Raw genomic sequence first — 16454 nt, 5'->3', positions numbered from 1 at the left:
CATTAGACATGGAACAATTTAGACTTCCGAAAATTCCGATGCCGGAGCTGCAGCTGCCCGAATCGATCCAAGCCGTGTGCCGAGAAGCGGAAGAGAAGCTGGCCCACCGTCCGAAGCTGCTCCGCCAGTTCTTGAACTGCTTCCCCAACACGCTGACGACCACGACCAAGCAAACCGAAGACGGAACGACCTTCGTCATTACGGGGGATATCCCGGCGATGTGGCTCCGCGATTCCGTGGAGCAGGTCGTGCATTACCTTCCGTTCGCGAAGCAGGACGCGGACCTGCAGCGGATCGTCGGCGGCTTGATTCGGCGGCATATCGAGATGATTTTAATCGATCCTTATGCGAACGCGTTTAACGAAACGGCGAACGATTGGCACTGGAACGCGACCGACGAGACGGAGATGTCGCCTTGGGTGTGGGAGCGCAAATTCGAGCTCGATTCCATCTGTTTCACGATTCGCCTGGCGTATTTGTATTGGCAGGAAACCGAAAGAACGGACATCTTCGACGCGAGCTTCAAGAAGGCGATGTCGAGAATCGTCGATGTATGGAAGACGGAGCAGCGCCACTTCGAGCTCTCGCCGTACCGCTTCGCGCGGGACAACGGCATCCCGACGGATTCGCTGCGCAACGGCGGGTTGGGGATGCCGGTCAACTACACGGGCATGATCTGGTCCGGTTTCCGCTCCAGCGACGACGCTTGCGATTTCCACTACAACATTCCCGCCAACATGTTCGCCGTGGTCGCGCTGCGATACATGCGCGAGATGGCGGAGTGGGTGTTCCGGGACATGGCGCTCGTGAAGGAGCTGACGAAGCTGGAGGCGGACGTGGATCACGGGATTCAATTGTACGGCATCTATCGGCATCCGGAATTCGGACCGATCTACGCATACGAAACCGACGGATTCGGCAACTACTGCCTGATGGACGACGCCGGCACGCCGGGATTGATGTCGATCCCGTATCTCGGCTACGCGACGGCGGACGATCCGATTTACCGCAATACGCGCAAGTTCGCCCTGAGCAAGAGCAATCCGTTCTACTACGAGGGGAAAGCGGCGAAGGGGATCGGCAGCCCGCACACGCCGCCCGGCTACATCTGGCATATGGCGTTGTCGATGCAGGGGCTAACGGCGACGACGGCGGAAGAGAAGCTGGAGATGATCGCGATGCTGGAGGCGACGGATGCGGATACGGGGTATATGCATGAAGGCTTCCATGCGGACGATCCGTCGATCTTTACGCGGAAATGGTTCGCCTGGTCCAACAGTCTGTTTTCGCAGCTGGTGTACCGCGCGATGAAAGAAGGGATCTTGTGAGCCTGACGAAAGATACGATAATTTTCTACGACGCCGAGTTTCCCGGCGCGGAGCATGCGCGTCCGGATCCGGACGCGCTGCGGGCGATCGGCACGGTGGTCGGAGCGCGCGAGCTGTCTGCGGCGCTTCGCGCCTCCGCCGGCGGATGCTTCGTCACGCTGCATGCGCCGTATTTTCCGAAGGCGGCTTGGGAGGACATTCTCGCGTATCTCGAACGCGGCGGCGGACTGATCAGCGTCGGCGGGGCGCCCTTCAAGCGGCCCGTCCTGGAATCTAGCGGCCTGTGGGCGGCGGAGCCGGAACAGACCGCCTATCACCGGGAGCTGCGCATCCACGAGACGCTCCCCGTCGATTCGAGCCCGATCCATCGCCTCGCGGCGTCGGACGACATCCCGATCTTCGCCGGGAAGGAGTCGTTGTTCGCGCCGGCGGATACGTGGAACTTGGTCCCCCACGTCTCTAAGAGCAGCGACCTTCCGCACCAGATGGGTTCGGCGGGTCCGATGGACGCCCATCTGTATCCGGTGCTGAAGGGGATTTCCGCCGCGGGGCGCGAGGTCGCCGCACCCGCGGTGCTGTGGGAGCATACGAAGGGCGATTTCGCGGGAGGACGCTGGTTGTTCGTCGTCCAACCGGCGGAAGCGCGGTTTTGGGCGAACGGAGGCATCGAGGCGTTGGCCGAATGGGCCGGGTATTGCGCGGCGGGCGTGACCGAGCTTTGGCTGAAGCCGAATTACGCCTCTTACGAGCCCGGCGAACGGCCGATGCTGACGCTGCAGACGCAGCGTCTCGGACGACATGGCGATCCGGAGCCGAAGGCGTGGACGTTTTCCATATCCGTATGGCATGCGTCGAACGCGGCGGAGCCCGTGTGGCGGCGGGAGTTTTCCGTTCCGACGACGGAGCGCCAGAGCATTACCCGCATTTCGGTTCCGATCGGGGTCGAGCCAGGGTTTTACCGGGTGGAATGCTTCGCCGTCTCGGCGGACGGGGAAACCCGTACGCTCCGGCAAGGCTTCTGGGGACGCGACGAGGCGCTGCTTGCGGAAGGCTCTCCGGTTACGGCGGGAAGGGATTATTTCGAGAAGGACGGCAAGCCGCTTCCGGTCGTCGGGATGACGTATATGACGTCCGACGTAGCGCGGAAGTTTTTGTTTTTGCCGAACGCGGCCGTGTGGGATCGGGACATGGCGCAGATGCGCAAGGCGGGGATCAATTGGATTCGTACCGGCATCTGGACCGCGTACAGGAATGTGATGCAGGTCGACGGGCATGCGTCGGAGGAGGCGCTTCGCTCGATCGACGCCTTCCTGATGACGGCGAAGCAGTATGATCTCCAAGTGACGTTTACTTTCTTCTCGTTCACGCCGGAGACTTGGGAAGGGGTCAACCCTTATTTGGATCCGCGCAGCGTGGAAGCGCAGAAGCGGTTCATCCAGTCGATCGTCTCCCGTCATAAAGATACGACGAACGTCGATTGGGACTTGATCAACGAGCCTTCCATGTTCGACCCGGCGCGCATCTTCTCGAACGGCCCGCGGTCGAGCCGCGACCGATTCGAGCAAGAGGCGTTCTCCGCATGGCTGAAGGAGCGGCACGGCACCGTCGAAGCGCTCCAAGCGCGATGGAACATGACGCCGGGGCAGCTTCCGAATTTCGACGCCGCCCGCTTGCCGGAGCCCGAAGAGATCAACTTCGACGTCCAAGATATGCATCAAGGGAAGAGAGGGACGCGCTGGCTCGATTACGCGTTGTTTTCGATGGAGATGCACAATCGGTGGGCGAAGCAGCTCTACGACGCGATCAAAGCGGAGTGTCCGCGCCATCTCGTCACGGTAGGGCAGGACGAGGCGTTGGGCGCTCAGCGTCCTTCCCCGTTCTTCTATGCCGAGGCGGTCGATTATACGACGGTCCATTCGTGGTGGCTCAACGATCACCTCGTGTGGGACGGCATCTTCGCCAAGACGACGGAGAAGCCGAATTTGATCCAGGAAACCGGGATCATGTATGTGGAGACGCCGGAAGGACGGGCCAAGCGCTCGGAGCTCGAGCTGCGGAACATTCTCGAGCGGAAGTACGCCTATGCGTTCGCCACAGGCGGCGCCGGCGCGGTACAATGGATATGGAACACGAACTTCTATATGGATAACGCGAACGAGTCCCATATCGGCGCCTTGCGCGCCGACGGCACGGAGAAGCCGGAGGCGAACGTCTCGTACGACTTCGGACGGTTCATGAACGAGATCCGGGAGCTGTTCCGGGGGCGCCGATTGGAAGATGTGGCCGTCGTATTCCCGTATTCGAACGACTTCTCCAATCGGAAGCTGGCGTTCGACGCCACGACGCGTCTGACGCGCGCCTTGGCTTACGAGTTGAAGGTGCCGTTCCGCGCGGTAGGGGAATATCATCTGGATGCGCTGGAACAAGCGCCCGCGAAGCTGATCATGGTGCCGAGTCCGCACAATCTCGACGACGCCGCGTTCGACAAGCTGACGGGCATCGCCGATCGCACCGGCGCCGTCCTGCTGCTCACCGGCCCTGCCGGGCTCGACGCGTACTGGCGGACGTCCGAGCGGCTGACGCGAACGCTGGGCCGACGCAGCCTGAATAACGTGCTGCGGGAGGAGGCGCTCGACGTCGGGGGCAAGACGCTCCCGGTATCGTTCGGCAACCGACGGATCGCCGAAGTGTGGAAGGAGGTTCCGGCGGAGCCGTCGCCGGCGGCGGCCGACCGCGTGCTCGACGTTCCGCTCGGCGGCGGACGGATCGTCTGGAGCCCGCTCCCGGTAGAGCTGAACGAACGGTCGGAGCCGATCCTCGCGCTGTATCGGCATGCGCTGCGCGCGGCCGGGTGCGGGAGCGATCTGGAATGGCTGGAAGGCGGACGGCTTCCCGGCGTATACGGTCGGAAGCTTCGCTTCGATCAAGGGTCGCTCCTGATCTTCGTATCGGAATTCGGGCACGACGCGACCGTGAAGGTGAAGGATCCAGAGACGAACCGCACGTACACGTTCCTCTTGGCGAAGGAGCGCTCCGTGCTCTTCGCATGCGACGCGGCCGGTCGGGTGACGGCCGTATACCGTCCGGAGGAAGTAGCGATCGCCGTTGACGGCGAGTAAAGAGGAGGCTGCCAGACGATGACAGCGCAACGAACCGCGCATCTCGTATCCCATACGCACTGGGATCGGGAATGGTATTTGCCTTACGAGAGGCATCATGTTCGATTGATCCAACTGATGGACGACTTATTCGAGACGCTTCGAACCGATCCGGACTATAAGAGCTTCCATCTGGACGGGCAGACGATTATCTTGGAAGACTATCTGCAGGTTCGCCCCGAGCGGAAGGAAGAGCTGGAACGGTGGATTCGCGAAGGGCGGATCCGCATCGGGCCTTGGTACATTTTGCAGGACGCCTTCTTGACGAGCTCCGAGGCGAACTTGCGCAATCTGCTGATCGGGCATCAAGACGCCCGCCGGTACGGCGCGATCGAAAAGGTAGGCTACTTCCCGGACACGTTCGGGAACATCGGGCAAGCGCCGCAAATGATGAAGCAAGCGGGAATCGACAACGCGGTATTCGGCCGGGGCGTGAAGCCGACGGGCTTTAACAACACGGTGGCGGACGGCGATTACGAATCCTCCTTCTCGGAGCTGATCTGGGAAGGTCCGGACGGCTCGCAAGTATTAGGCCTCTTGTTCGCCAACTGGTACAGCAACGGGAACGAGGTTCCGACGTCTCCGGAGGAGGCGAAGGCGTATTGGGAGCGGAAGCTGGCCGACGCGGAAAAATATGCGTCGACCGATCAGCTGCTGTTCATGAACGGTTGCGATCACCAGCCGATCCAGAAAGATTTGCCCGAGGCGCTCCGTCTCGCGCGCGAGCTGTATCCGGATACGGCGTTCGTCCATTCTTCCTTCGAGGAATATTTGGCGGCGCTCCAGCGGTCGCTGCCGGAGCGGCTGTCCGTCGTCAAGGGCGAGCTCCGCAGCCAGCGCACGGACGGCTGGGGAACGCTCGTGAACACGGCCTCCGCAAGAGTATATTTGAAGCAGCTGAACCAGACGGGTCAGGCGATGCTGGAGAAAGTGGCCGAGCCGCTCGCCACGTTCGCCGCATGGCTCGGGAAGCCGTATCCGCACCACTTGTTCACGTACGCGTGGAAGACGCTGATGCAAAATCATCCGCACGACAGCATCTGCGGCTGCAGCGTGGACGAGGTGCATCGGGAGATGATCACCCGCTTCGATAAGAGCCGCCATGTGGCCGAGGCGATCGCGGAGGAAAGCAAGCGATATGTCGCCGAAGCGGTCGACACGTCCGGCTTCGCGACGTTCGGCGCCGACGCGGTGCCGTTCGTCGTGTTCAACACGACGGGATGGGCGCGCAGCGGCACCGTCGAGGTCGAACTCGAACTCGAGCGGCTGTATTACCGGGATGGCGTCCCGCAGCAAGAGATGATCCGACGAATGAAGGCGATAGAGCTTTCGGGCCGCCTCCTGGTGGACGCCTCCGGGAATGCGATCCCTTACGCGATGGAGGATCTCGGGGTCCATTTCGGCTACGACTTGCCGGACGACAAGTTCCGTCAGCCGTATTGGGCGCGCAAGGCGAAGATCGCGTTCGAAGCCGCGCGCGTGCCGGCCCTCGGGGTCGCCGCGTATGCGATCGTGCGGTCGGAGCGAGCCGCCGCGGCGTCGCCGGACTCCCTGCTTCGGGGCGATCGTGCGCTGGAGAACGAGCTGCTGCGCGTGGAGATCGGGGACGACGGCGCGCTGCGGGTGACGGACAAGACGACCGGCCGGACGTATTCCGACCTATGCGTGTACGAAGACACCGGAGACATTGGGAACGAATATATGTACAAGCAGCCTAACGGAGAAGCGGCGCTTACGACCAAGGGACTGTCCGCAACGATCCGAACGGTCTTGGATCGGCCGGATCGCGCGACGATCGAGATCGTTCACGATTGGCATGTGCCGGCTTCGGCCGACGAGCGCTTCGAAGAAGAGATGCGGGAGGCCGTGTATTTCCCCGAGCGGCAAGGCCAGCGGGTCGAGCGGACGGTACCTCTTACGATTCGCACGAGGGTGAGTCTGCGCCGAAGCGGCAAGGGGGTCGAAGTCGAGACCTCGTTTACGAATCTAGCCAAGGATCATCGCGTACGCGCATTGTTCCCTACGGATTTGGCGACGAACCTCCATCGAGCGGATTCGATCTTCGAAGTGGCGGCGCGCGAGAACGAACCTTCCGCCGAATGGACGAATCCAAGCTATTGCCATCATCAACAGGCGTTCGTCGACGTCAGCGACGATCGCGGCGGGCTGACGATCGCGAACCTCGGATTGCATGAATACGAAATCGTGCGGGACGGACGCAATACGATCGCGGTCACCTTGCTCCGCGCGGTTGCGGAATTGGGCGACTGGGGCGTGTTCCCGACGCCGGAAGCGCAATGCCTCGGAGACCACAAGTTCCTTATGGAGATCATTCCGCACGCCGGAGACGGCGCTAAGACGGGCGCTTACGCGGAAGCTTACCAGTTCCAAGCGCCTTGGACCGTATGCCAGACCGGCGTACATGCAGGCGCCGTCGCGTCGGGTTATGCTCCGATCGGCTGGGAAGGGGACGGAGTGGCGTTCTCCTCGCTCAAATTCAGCGAAGAGAGCGGCCATGCGACGGTTCGTTGGTATAATATGACCGGGGAGACTTCCGAAGTCGCTCTCGTCCTCGGCCATGGGGTCGAACGGGCGTACAAGAGCGACGTCTTGGAGCAAGTCGGCGACGTCGTCGAGACGGATGCCGAAGGCCGCTGCACGCTCCCGATCGGACCTTGCGAAATCCTGACGATCGGTGTTCATAAGAAATAAACAAGAAGTCCGGTTCCGCCAAGGCGATAAGCCTTGAGGGAACCGGACTTCGGCGTTTATTCAGGCACGGGCACGTGAGGTTCATTCCGCCTTGGCGGGTGGCAATGCGCCCTTCGCGGCGCGGATCGCCGCCTTCAGCCGGCCTTCGTGACGCAACAGCAGGTCGGCGGCCTCCGCGGCGTTCGCGCCGGTCTCGATCATGAGAATCGCCGTCTTGACGTGCATATTCGCCTGCTCCAACGCTTCGACCGCTCGCTCTTCCGAGGCGCCGGTGCTCGTGCGCACCATGCGGATCGAGCGGTCGTACAGCTTCGTATTGCTCGCCCGGAGGTCGACCATCAGGTTGTTGTACACTTTCCCCAGCTTGATCATCACGCCGGTCGTCAGCATGTTGAGCACAAGCTTCTGCGCGGTGCCGCTCTTCATCCGGGTCGACCCGGCGACGACTTCGGGGCCGACCACCGGCGCGATGCAGATGTCGCACGCTTCGCCGATGCGCGTGTTCGGGTTCGTGGTGACGCCGACGGTGCCGGCGCCGAGCTCCTTCGCGCGGCGGACGGCGCCCAGGACGTAAGGGGTGGAGCCGCTGGCGGTAATGCCGACGACCACGTCCTTGGACGTGACGCCCTTCTCGTCCATCAGCCGCGCGCCGGCATCCGCGTCGTCCTCGCAGCCTTCCACGGCCGTGCGCAGCGCGCCGTCCCCGCCGGCGATGTACGCTTGCACCAGCTCCGGGGCCGTACCGTACGTCGGCGGACATTCGCTTGCGTCCAGGACGCCGAGGCGCCCGGAGGAGCCGGCCCCGACATAAAACATGCGGCCGCCGTCCTTAAGAGAATCATATATACGGTCCACCGCCGCGGCGATCGATTCGATCTCCTTGCGGACCGCGAGGGGGACGAGCTGGTCCTCGTCGTTGATCAGCATGAGCATATCCCGGGTTTCGCACTCGTCGATAAATTGCGTAGCGGGGTTGACCTTCTCGGTCGTCAATTTCGCGAAGTACGAAGTCATCGTTTATCCATCCTTTTCTACTGTGTAGATAACTTGGTCGTCATTGCGCCGCCGCGCTCTATCCCTTGACCGATCCTACGATCAGTCCCGCTACGAAGAAGCGCTGCAGCAGAGGGTATAGAATGATGATCGGCAAGGTGGAGGTGATGATGACCGCGGACTTGATCGACATGGCGATCGTGCTCTTATCCGCCGAACCGGCGCCGTCGCCGACCATGGTCGTCCCGTTGACGATATTGCGCAGGAACAGCATGACCGGGTACTGACTCGTATTCAAGTAGATCAAGCCGTTAAACCAGTCGTTCCAGAAGAAGACGGCCGTGTACAAGCCGATGGTCGCCAGCGCTGGCGTGGACAGCGGCACGATGATTTGGCGCAAGATGCCGAAGTAATCCAAGCCATCGATAATGGCGGCCTCTTCGATTTCCGAAGGAACGGCTCGGAAGAAGTTAATCAGAATGATCAGGTTGAACTGATTGATCGCGAACGGCAGCAGCATCGCCCACGCCGTGCCGGTCAGATGCAGATTCGAGATGAGCAGGTACGTCGGGATGAGTCCTCCCGAGAAAAACATGGAGAACACGACCAGCTTCATGACGATTCGCTGTCCCTTCAGGAAGCCCTTGGATAACGCATACGCGAAGAGCGTCGTCATGAATAAGGAAATCAACGTGCCCGCTACGGTATAATAGATCGTATTGCCATACGCCTTGAAAAAGTTCGGATACGAGAAAATTTGAATATACGCTTCGACGTTAAAGCCCACCGGCCATAGCGACACTTGGTTGTTGACGATCGCGGTCGGGCTGGACAAGGACATCGCCAACATATAAATGAAAGGCACGATGCAAATCAGGACGACCAAAATCATAATGAGATTGATGACCAGGTCGACGAACGTCATGGAATGAAGCTTTCGTTGCTGGACCACGCGCGGATCCTCCTTTCCCCGGTCGTTAATAGATGCTTTCGCCGGATACCTTCTTGCTGAGCCAGTTCGTCCCGGAGACGAGGATGACGCCGATAACGCCGCTGAACAAGCCGATGGCCGTCGCATACGAGTAGTTCTGATTCATCAGGCCCGTGCGGTAGACGAGCGTATCGATAATGTCGCTGACCATGGCGTTTGAAGGCGTGTAAAGCAGCAGCACCTTCTCGAAGCCGAGGCTGAGCAGCGAACCGACGTTCAAGATGAGCATGATCATGATCGTGGACATGATCGACGGGATCGTTACGTATATGATTTTTTGGAAACGGTTGGCGCCGTCGATATCCGCCGCCTCGAACATCTCCCGGTTAATGCCGGTGATGGCCGCGAGATAGATGATGGCCGTCCAGCCGGTAAATTGCCACGTCTCGGTTAAAATATAGATGGGCCGGAAATATTGCGGCTCATTGACGAAATAGATCGGCTCCATGCCGAATACTTGCTCCAGGATACGGTTGAGCAATCCGGAGCTGGGAGACAGAAGTTCGCCCAAGATGGCGATGACCACCACCGTGGAGATGAAGCGGGGCATGTACGAGATCGTCTGCACGAATTTACGGAACCGGGCGTTGCGCACCTCATAGAGCAGCAACGCGAAAATAATCGGAATCGGAAAATTGATTAGGATGTTTCCGAAGGAAAGCACCAACGTATTGCTGAATGCCCGCCAGAAGGAAGGGTCTCCGAAAAACCGTTCGAAGTAGGCGAAACCGACCCAATCGGTACCGAACGGTCCCATCCCCGGCCGGAAGCGGCGGAACGCCAAGATATTGCCGACGAGCGGAGCGTATTTGAACAATAGAAAATGGACCAACGGAATTACCAGCATAACGTACAGCTGCCAGTAACGCCGGAAGTGGCGGGAGCGCGACCCCGGGGAAGCCCCGACGGAAGGCTGCGCGCCGTTCGAGCGGATGGACGTATCGGCCATATCCTTCACCTGCTTCTTGTTGTGAATTGCGAATCATAGAACAGGGCCTGCCTGAACATGTCGTCCAACCGCGACTACATTCGGAGGGCAGGCCCTTGTTCCGTAGCTTACGAATGATTATTTCTTCAAATTATCGTTGTACAGCTGTGCGAATTTCTCGATTTGCAGGTTCTTCATCTCTGTGACGTACTGATCCCAATCCGCGTTCAGGTCCTTCTTGCCGGTCAGGAACGCGTCCGCCCAAATTTCGAACGTATCGGCGAGCGGCGTCTGGAGGGAGCCGGCTTCCTCGGCCGTCATATCGTCGAACATCGGGCTCGGCGGAATCGCTTGAATCGCCTCGTCCATGCCTGCGACCGTCGCGTTGATTTGCAGGTAGTTCTCGTCGTACTTCGTCATCTCGCGAGCGTTCACCCATACGAGCTGGAGCGGATCCGCGCCGAAGCCGTACTTGAGCTGCATCGACTTATAGATGCCGTCCGCGGAGCTCGCGAGATCGTCCGCATACTTGATCTTGTCGCCGTCCATCGTGTACGTGACGCCTTCGACGCCGGAGCTTGCGAGCTGCGCGCCTTCTTCGGAGAAGAACATCTCGTCGATCGTGCGGACGATGCGCTCGAAGTCTTCGCGCTCCGCCGTCTTCTTCGGGAACAGGATGCCGGAGCCCGTGCTGCTCTTCGGCTGGTGATGCGCGCCGGCCGGACCTTCGAGCGGCGGGTACATCTGAAGGTTGAAGCCCTCTTCCGTCGCCGACGCCTCGATGCCGCCGATCTGATCGTAATACGCGTAGGATGCGAACGACTTGCCCGTCGCCATCTTCTGCGCCCACTTGTCGCCGTCGATCGGTTCCGCCATCTCCGGATCGAGCAAGCCTTCCTTATACAGCTTGGAGAGGTAGGTCATGTATTGTTTGTACTGGTCGCTGATGGCGCCCGGGAAGTATTCTTGCTTCTCGTAATCCCAGCTCAGCGTGTTCGTGCCGGAAGCGCCGTTCTTGCCGACGCTGACGCCGTAAGAAGGCATCGTCATCCGGTACAAGACGCGAGGGCCGGCTAGAATCGTAAGCGGGTACGAATCCGGATTTTCCTCTTTGAATTTCTTAAGGACGGCGTACAGGTCGTCGAACGTTTTCGGCGCCGACAATCCGTATTTTTGCAGCAGGTCATCCCGCAAGATCAGGCCGCCGTCGTAGAACGGCTTATCGAACAGCGAAGGGAGGTAATAGCGCTTGCCGTCCTTCAGTTCGAGCGCCGCGATTTGTTCCTGCAGGCCGAACTCTTCGACGCGGGCGTTGAAGTTCGGCGTCCAGTCGGCATAGTCGCTGATCGGGACGATCGCGCCGTTAAGCGCGAGGGATGCGTTCTCGCCCTTCGTGGTTTGATACAGGATGACGTCCGGTACGTTGTTTCCCGTATTCAATGCAAGAGACACTTTCGTCGCATAATCGGCTACCGGAATGACTTCGAAGGATAAGTCCACGTTGTAGCGCTTCTCCCACTCCTGAACGATCAGCCAGTCTTCCTTAAACGGGAGCGTCGCGTTGTCGGCATAGTAGAGCGATAGCTTGAGCGGTCCTTCCGCTTCGGTCGTCGCGCCGCCGGACGTATTGCCTTCGTTCGATGGGCTTGGCGTTGCGCCTTCGCCGGTAGTGCCGCCGTTGCCGCCGCTGCCGGCGTTGCAGGCAAGAAGCGTAGACATCATCAGGCCGAGCACGACTGTGGTGGAAACCAGCTTTTTCTTGTACATACGCTTGAAGACCTCCCTAAATCCTTGAATTATAGTCCGTTGTAACCCGTGAACCGCTTACATCTCGAATCATAGCATTATTTTATTTCACCAGTCAACGATTATTATGAAATTTTATTTCACGTTTTTCGACTTATTACACTTTTAAAGTAAAAAACCGATAACCCAGGTCGGCGAGCGCCGAATATTTCAATTCTGTCGAGGTGCACAACCACGAACATTCAGGGGAATTCACAGGCCTGTTTCGCCGTGCAGGGGAAGGCTTCGACGGCGCAAGGCGGGACCGTGGGAGCTGCCAGGAGCGGCTGTCGTCCGCCGAAATGCGGAGCGAACCATAAGAGGTATGGGACCGTCGGGCACGAAAAGGGGCTTGGCGTTTTTTTCTTTGCTGCGGCAAACTCGCTGCGCGGGGCGCACGAGAGCGAAATGGTGTCAAAATTTGAGCCGTTCGGGGAAATGGGCGCAAAATTTGAGCAGCTTCTCCCCGCGGGCGGATCGCTGGAGGGGGGCAGTGCGGGAGCGATGGACCCCCGAGACTGTAAGGTCGGTAGTAGCTTAGCAGTCTCGGAAGGGAGCTCTAACGCCTCCGACGGCGTAACGCTGTCGACATATTGCCTCGGAGATGAGGCAAGCGGTTCAGATCGGCAATACGATGCGGAGATCGCAGCCCCAGCCGGGGGCGTCGGTCACCTGAAGCGATCCGCCCAGCTGCACCACCCGCTCCCGCATAGCGGTCAACCCGAAGCCGAACGGCGTATCGCCGTACGGGATGCCGTTGTTTTTCAGCGAGAAGCGCAGCTGCCCGTTCTCCGCATACAGCCGGAAGGCGAAGGCGCTGCCGCCGCCGTGCTTCAGTCCGTTGGTCAATCCTTCCTGCAGCGCGTGGAAGACGACCTTCCGGTACAGCGGCGGGAGCTCCGGCAGCGCATCGATCCGGACGTCGACCGAGACGCCGGTAATGTCCTGCGTCTCGGAGAGCAGCTTGGTCAGCGATTCCCGCAAGTCCGTCTTCGTCACGTCGTCCTTCAGCATCCGGACGGCCGACCGAATCCGGTCCAAGCTGTCGCGGACCAAGCCTTGCGCCGCGGAGAGCTTCTCGAGCGCCAGCTCCCGATCGACGGCGAGCAGGCGCTTGGTGGCTTCGAGCTGCATGACGGTGGCCGTCATCGTGTGGCCGACCGAATCGTGGATTTCGTGAGCGATCCGATTGCGCTCCTCCAACGCGACGATCTCGCGAAGCGCTTCGATCGTCTCGCGGATGGAAAACTGCAGCTCCCGATTCCGCTGCTCCAGCGCTTCGGTCCGTTCTTGCACCTTCTCCTCGAGAGACCGATTCAGCTCGGTAATCTTCAGGTGCAAGTTTACCCGGGCGAGCAGCTCTTGCTTCGCAACCGGCTTCGTGACATAGTCGTTCGCGCCGGATCGGAAGCCTTCCGCCAAGTCTTCCGGCAAGCTCTTCGCCGTCAGCAGGAGAATCGGGAGGTCGGCTTCCCCGTGCGTGCGGCGAATACGCCTGCACAGCTCGTACCCGCTCATGCCGGGCATCATGACGTCGGCAATGATCAGATCGGGCCTCAGTCCCGCCTCCAACGCCGCCAGCGCTTGGGCAGGGTGCGCGTGCGCCACGACCCGATACGACGGGGATAGATGGACGGCCAGCACTTCCAAGTTCACGGGTTCGTCGTCGATGACGAGCACCGTTCTTCGCTCCGCGGCCGACGCTGCCGACTGCTGCAGCCCAGCGAGCGGCGGCTCGGGCTCGTCCGCGTCGGCCCGCGCCGGCGCGCGTTCGGGCTCGAGCGACCGCAGTGCCGCGACCGGCCCCGGCGACGCGGCCGGCACCGCCGCCTCCTCCGGCCATAGCGGCAGCGAGAACGTAAACGTGCTGCCGACGCCAAGCTCCGACTCCACGGCAAGCCGTCCGCCATGCAGCTCCGCAAGCTGCTTGCTGATCGTCAGCCCGAGCCCCGTCCCGCCGATTCCTTGCTCCTCGGTATGGCGGCTTTGGCGAAACCGTTCGAAGATGCGTTCGCGGTCGTTCTCCGGGATGCCTAGTCCGCTGTCGGAGACGGAGATCCGCAGGAATCCCGGGTCGGACTCGTCCGGAGCGGCGAAGATCGTAATGTCTCCTTCGGTCGTGAACTTCACGGCGTTGCCGAGGAGATTGTATAAGATTTGCTCGACCCGGTCTTCGTCGGCCATGACCGGAGGCAGTTCCGCGGGAAGAGCGCAGCGGATGGCGAGCCCTTTGACCTTGGCTTGGGGCTGCAGCAGCGCGGCGACGGCTTCGGCCGTTTTCCTTAGATCGACGGGACGCACGGTCAGGCGGAGATCGTTGTGCTGCAGCTTCGACAAGTCGAGGATGTCGTTCACGAGCCGCGTCAGCCGGCGGCTGCTGGCCACGATGAGAGACAGCCGCTTTCGGTCCTCCGGATCGGTCGTCGCGGATCGGTCCAAGAGCGACTCCGCCATGCCCGTAATGCCGAACAACGGCGTGCGGAGCTCGTGAGAGGTACGCGCCAGGAAGTCGTCCTTCATCCGATCGATCTCCTGGAGCTGCCGGTTCTTGGCCGCAAGCTCCACGGCGTACCTTCGGATCTGGCCAAGCGTATCGTCGAACCGCAAGATCAGCACGGCGCCCAAGCACAGGACGAAGAGAAACACGCCCAAGGTCAACTGGGCGCCGTTCAAGTAAATCACGAAGAACGGGAACCGCTCGTACAACAAGTGGACGAAGGGGTACACATTCACTTGGACGTAGTAGACGGCCGCCAAGATAAGGAGCAGGACGATCCCCGCGAACACCCAGACCGTCTCCCGATCCTTGCTCCGCCGATAAGAGCGGACCAGGAGATACAGCATGACGCACAAATACGCGCACAAGAGGCCGGTCAGAATTTTGTCTACGAGCAGATGGTATAACGGCTCGTGATAGAGAGCGACGACGAGGATCGAAGCGGCGTAACCCCATAACGACCGCATGAACGCGCGGAACAGCTTGCCCGCGCGGTCCCCGTACATGCGGCTCAAGAAGCCGAACAACGCTCCGGCCCCGACGGTGAAGACGACATCCTGCAAATACACCAAGAGCGGGAGGTCCGCGAACAGCTGCAGCGTAGGCGCGCGATTGACGCTGCCGTAGGCGGCGCACGCCGTCAAGACGCCGAAGTGAAAGTAGATCGTATCCTTGGCGTTCACGGCGAACAAGAGGAACGAGCTGATCGAGAAAAACAAGAACAAGACGCAGAGCACGACGCGGAGAACGTCCTGCCGCAGCATGTCCAAATAGAAGGCGTCCGGTCGGCCGATCAGAACGCTTCCGAAGCTGGGAGCGGCGCCTTCGGTATACACTCGAAGATAGATCGGCTTTCCGAAGTCCTCCGAAGCCAAGGGCGCCAAGCTCCAGCGGATGTGCTTGTTGACTCTGAAGTCGTACGGCTCCATGTTGAATTCGTAGATTTCCCTTGAATCGCTAAACAGCTGCACGGCTTTAAAGCCGCGAAGCAGCAGGTGCAGTCCTTCGGCCTCGTCCCGGAACCGTTCGGGAAGCGGAGCGCGAAGCCAATAATGCCCCGTGTAATCGGATGGAATGATCAGCTGGGGAAGAGTGTCCCCGATAGGCTTCCAGTCCGTGTCCGCTTGGGGGGCCGGCAAGCCTTCCGGGGAGAGGGGGATGTCCTCCAACACGTATTCCCACCCCGGGGAGGACAGCCAATTGTTATAGCTGTGGAAGCCTTCGTTCAGGCTGTTCCAAGAGACGATAAACCAAAAAAGCCAAAGCAGCCCTGCGGCCGGCAACGCGAACAGTCCGGTCATCAGCAGACGCCGCCATGACTTGCCGCGAACCCATGTCGTCATCGATCCGTCCCGTCCTTCCTCCCGGACGTTCATTCGTCGGCGAAGAGCTCCTTAAGGCAGAGGATGGCCTTAGAGCGTTCGTTCACTCCGATTTTCTGGTAAATGATGCTGATGTAGTTTTTGGCCGTGCCTTCGGAAAGGAAGAGCGCGCTCGCGATTTCCTTGTTCGACTTGCTCTCGAGCAGCAGTTGAATGATTTGACGTTCCCGGTCGGTGAAGGCGATGCCTTGTCGCTTCAGTTTGCCGGCGAGACGGGGCTTGCGGTATCCGGAGGTGAGAAGCGAAATCCGAGAGGCCAGCTTGCCGGCCACGGAGGAGGGAAGCATCATCTGTCCCGCCGCGGCGTCGCGGATCGACTGGATGATTTTGTCCCCGGGCATGTCCTTCAAGAGGAAACCGCTTGCACCGTACGCCATGCTGTCCACGATGTATTGGTCCTCCAAGAAGGTGGTCAGCACGACGACGACCAGGTCGGGAAATTCGTCCAGCAGTCGCCGCGTCGCTTCGATGCCGTCGATTCCGGGCATGCGGATGTCCATGAGGACGAGATCCGGACGGAACCGGCGGACCGCTTCCATGGCGGCGATCCCGTTATCGGCCGAAGCGACGACCTCCATGTCTTCTTCCAAATTAATAATCGTTTGCAAACCGTCTCGCAACAGCGTCTGATCGTCGGCGATCACAATGCGAATCTTGGTCATGGGTCTTTTCTCATCCTT

9 protein-coding genes are annotated in these 16454 nt (G+C 60.3%); 3 read left to right on the top strand and 6 right to left on the bottom strand.

Annotation, left to right across the window (positions count from 1 at the left end; genetic code table 11):
- Positions 1-8 precede the first annotated feature (8 nt).
- The 3 genes from RIN49_RS16060 to RIN49_RS16050 are packed head-to-tail and all read left to right on the top strand — an operon-like array spanning position 9 to position 7198.
- Positions 9-1328, top strand: a complete 1320-nt coding sequence (locus RIN49_RS16060) for a glycoside hydrolase family 125 protein (RefSeq protein ID WP_309121182.1) — start codon at positions 9-11, stop codon at positions 1326-1328.
- Between the two features lie 2 nt (positions 1329-1330).
- Complete coding sequence (locus RIN49_RS16055) at positions 1331-4447, top strand: beta-galactosidase (protein WP_309121258.1); 3117 nt, start codon at positions 1331-1333, stop codon at positions 4445-4447.
- An 18-nt stretch (positions 4448-4465) separates the two neighbouring features.
- The gene (locus RIN49_RS16050; RefSeq protein ID WP_309121181.1) at positions 4466-7198 is read left to right on the top strand and encodes an alpha-mannosidase; all 2733 of its coding nucleotides are present in this window, start codon (positions 4466-4468) and stop codon (positions 7196-7198) included.
- Between the two features lie 81 nt (positions 7199-7279).
- Here RIN49_RS16050 and murQ read toward each other — a convergent pair whose 3' ends face one another.
- The 6 genes from murQ to RIN49_RS16020 form a co-directional block, all read right to left on the bottom strand.
- A complete protein-coding gene (murQ, locus tag RIN49_RS16045) occupies positions 7280-8212 on the bottom strand; it encodes an N-acetylmuramic acid 6-phosphate etherase (protein ID WP_309121180.1) in 933 nt (310 codons plus the stop codon).
- A 58-nt stretch (positions 8213-8270) separates the two neighbouring features.
- The gene (locus RIN49_RS16040) at positions 8271-9143 is read right to left on the bottom strand and encodes a carbohydrate ABC transporter permease (protein ID WP_309121179.1); all 873 of its coding nucleotides are present in this window, start codon (positions 9141-9143) and stop codon (positions 8271-8273) included.
- Positions 9144-9168: 25 nt separating this feature from the next.
- Positions 9169-10131: an ABC transporter permease gene (locus RIN49_RS16035; protein ID WP_309121178.1), complete on the bottom strand. Its 963-nt coding sequence runs from the start codon at positions 10129-10131 to the stop codon at positions 9169-9171.
- 117 nt (positions 10132-10248) lie between these two features.
- The gene (locus RIN49_RS16030; RefSeq protein ID WP_309121177.1) at positions 10249-11877 is read right to left on the bottom strand and encodes an extracellular solute-binding protein; all 1629 of its coding nucleotides are present in this window, start codon (positions 11875-11877) and stop codon (positions 10249-10251) included.
- 636 nt (positions 11878-12513) lie between these two features.
- Positions 12514-15768 (bottom strand): ATP-binding protein, encoded by a 3255-nt coding sequence (locus tag RIN49_RS16025; RefSeq protein WP_309121176.1) that lies wholly within the window; start codon positions 15766-15768, stop codon positions 12514-12516.
- On the bottom strand, positions 15765-16436 hold the full coding sequence (locus RIN49_RS16020) for a response regulator transcription factor (protein ID WP_309121175.1): 672 nt from the start codon (positions 16434-16436) through the stop codon (positions 15765-15767). The genes RIN49_RS16025 and RIN49_RS16020 overlap by 4 nt, the downstream gene beginning before the upstream one ends.
- Between the last annotated feature and the right edge of the window lie 18 nt (positions 16437-16454).

It is taken from the genome of Paenibacillus sp., assembly GCF_031177825.1.
Taxonomy (GTDB): domain Bacteria; phylum Bacillota; class Bacilli; order Paenibacillales; family YIM-B00363; genus Paenibacillus_AE.
The sequence above is the reverse complement of the archived record's forward strand: the minus strand, read 5'-3'. Positions and strand labels throughout refer to the sequence as shown.

What these genes read in the sequence shown, in the direction of transcription:
- RIN49_RS16035 (WP_309121178.1), bottom strand. Translation starts at nt 10,131, where the DNA reads ATGGCCGATACGTCCATCCGCTCGAACGGCGCGCAGCCTTCCGTCGGG.
- murQ (WP_309121180.1), bottom strand. Translation starts at nt 8,212, where the DNA reads ATGACTTCGTACTTCGCGAAATTGACGACCGAGAAGGTCAACCCCGCT.
- RIN49_RS16020 (WP_309121175.1), bottom strand. Translation starts at nt 16,436, where the DNA reads ATGACCAAGATTCGCATTGTGATCGCCGACGATCAGACGCTGTTGCGA.
- RIN49_RS16050 (WP_309121181.1), top strand. Translation starts at nt 4,466, where the DNA reads ATGACAGCGCAACGAACCGCGCATCTCGTATCCCATACGCACTGGGAT.
- RIN49_RS16030 (WP_309121177.1), bottom strand. Translation starts at nt 11,877, where the DNA reads ATGTACAAGAAAAAGCTGGTTTCCACCACAGTCGTGCTCGGCCTGATG.
- RIN49_RS16025 (WP_309121176.1), bottom strand. Translation starts at nt 15,768, where the DNA reads ATGAACGTCCGGGAGGAAGGACGGGACGGATCGATGACGACATGGGTT.
- RIN49_RS16060 (WP_309121182.1), top strand. Translation starts at nt 9, where the DNA reads ATGGAACAATTTAGACTTCCGAAAATTCCGATGCCGGAGCTGCAGCTG.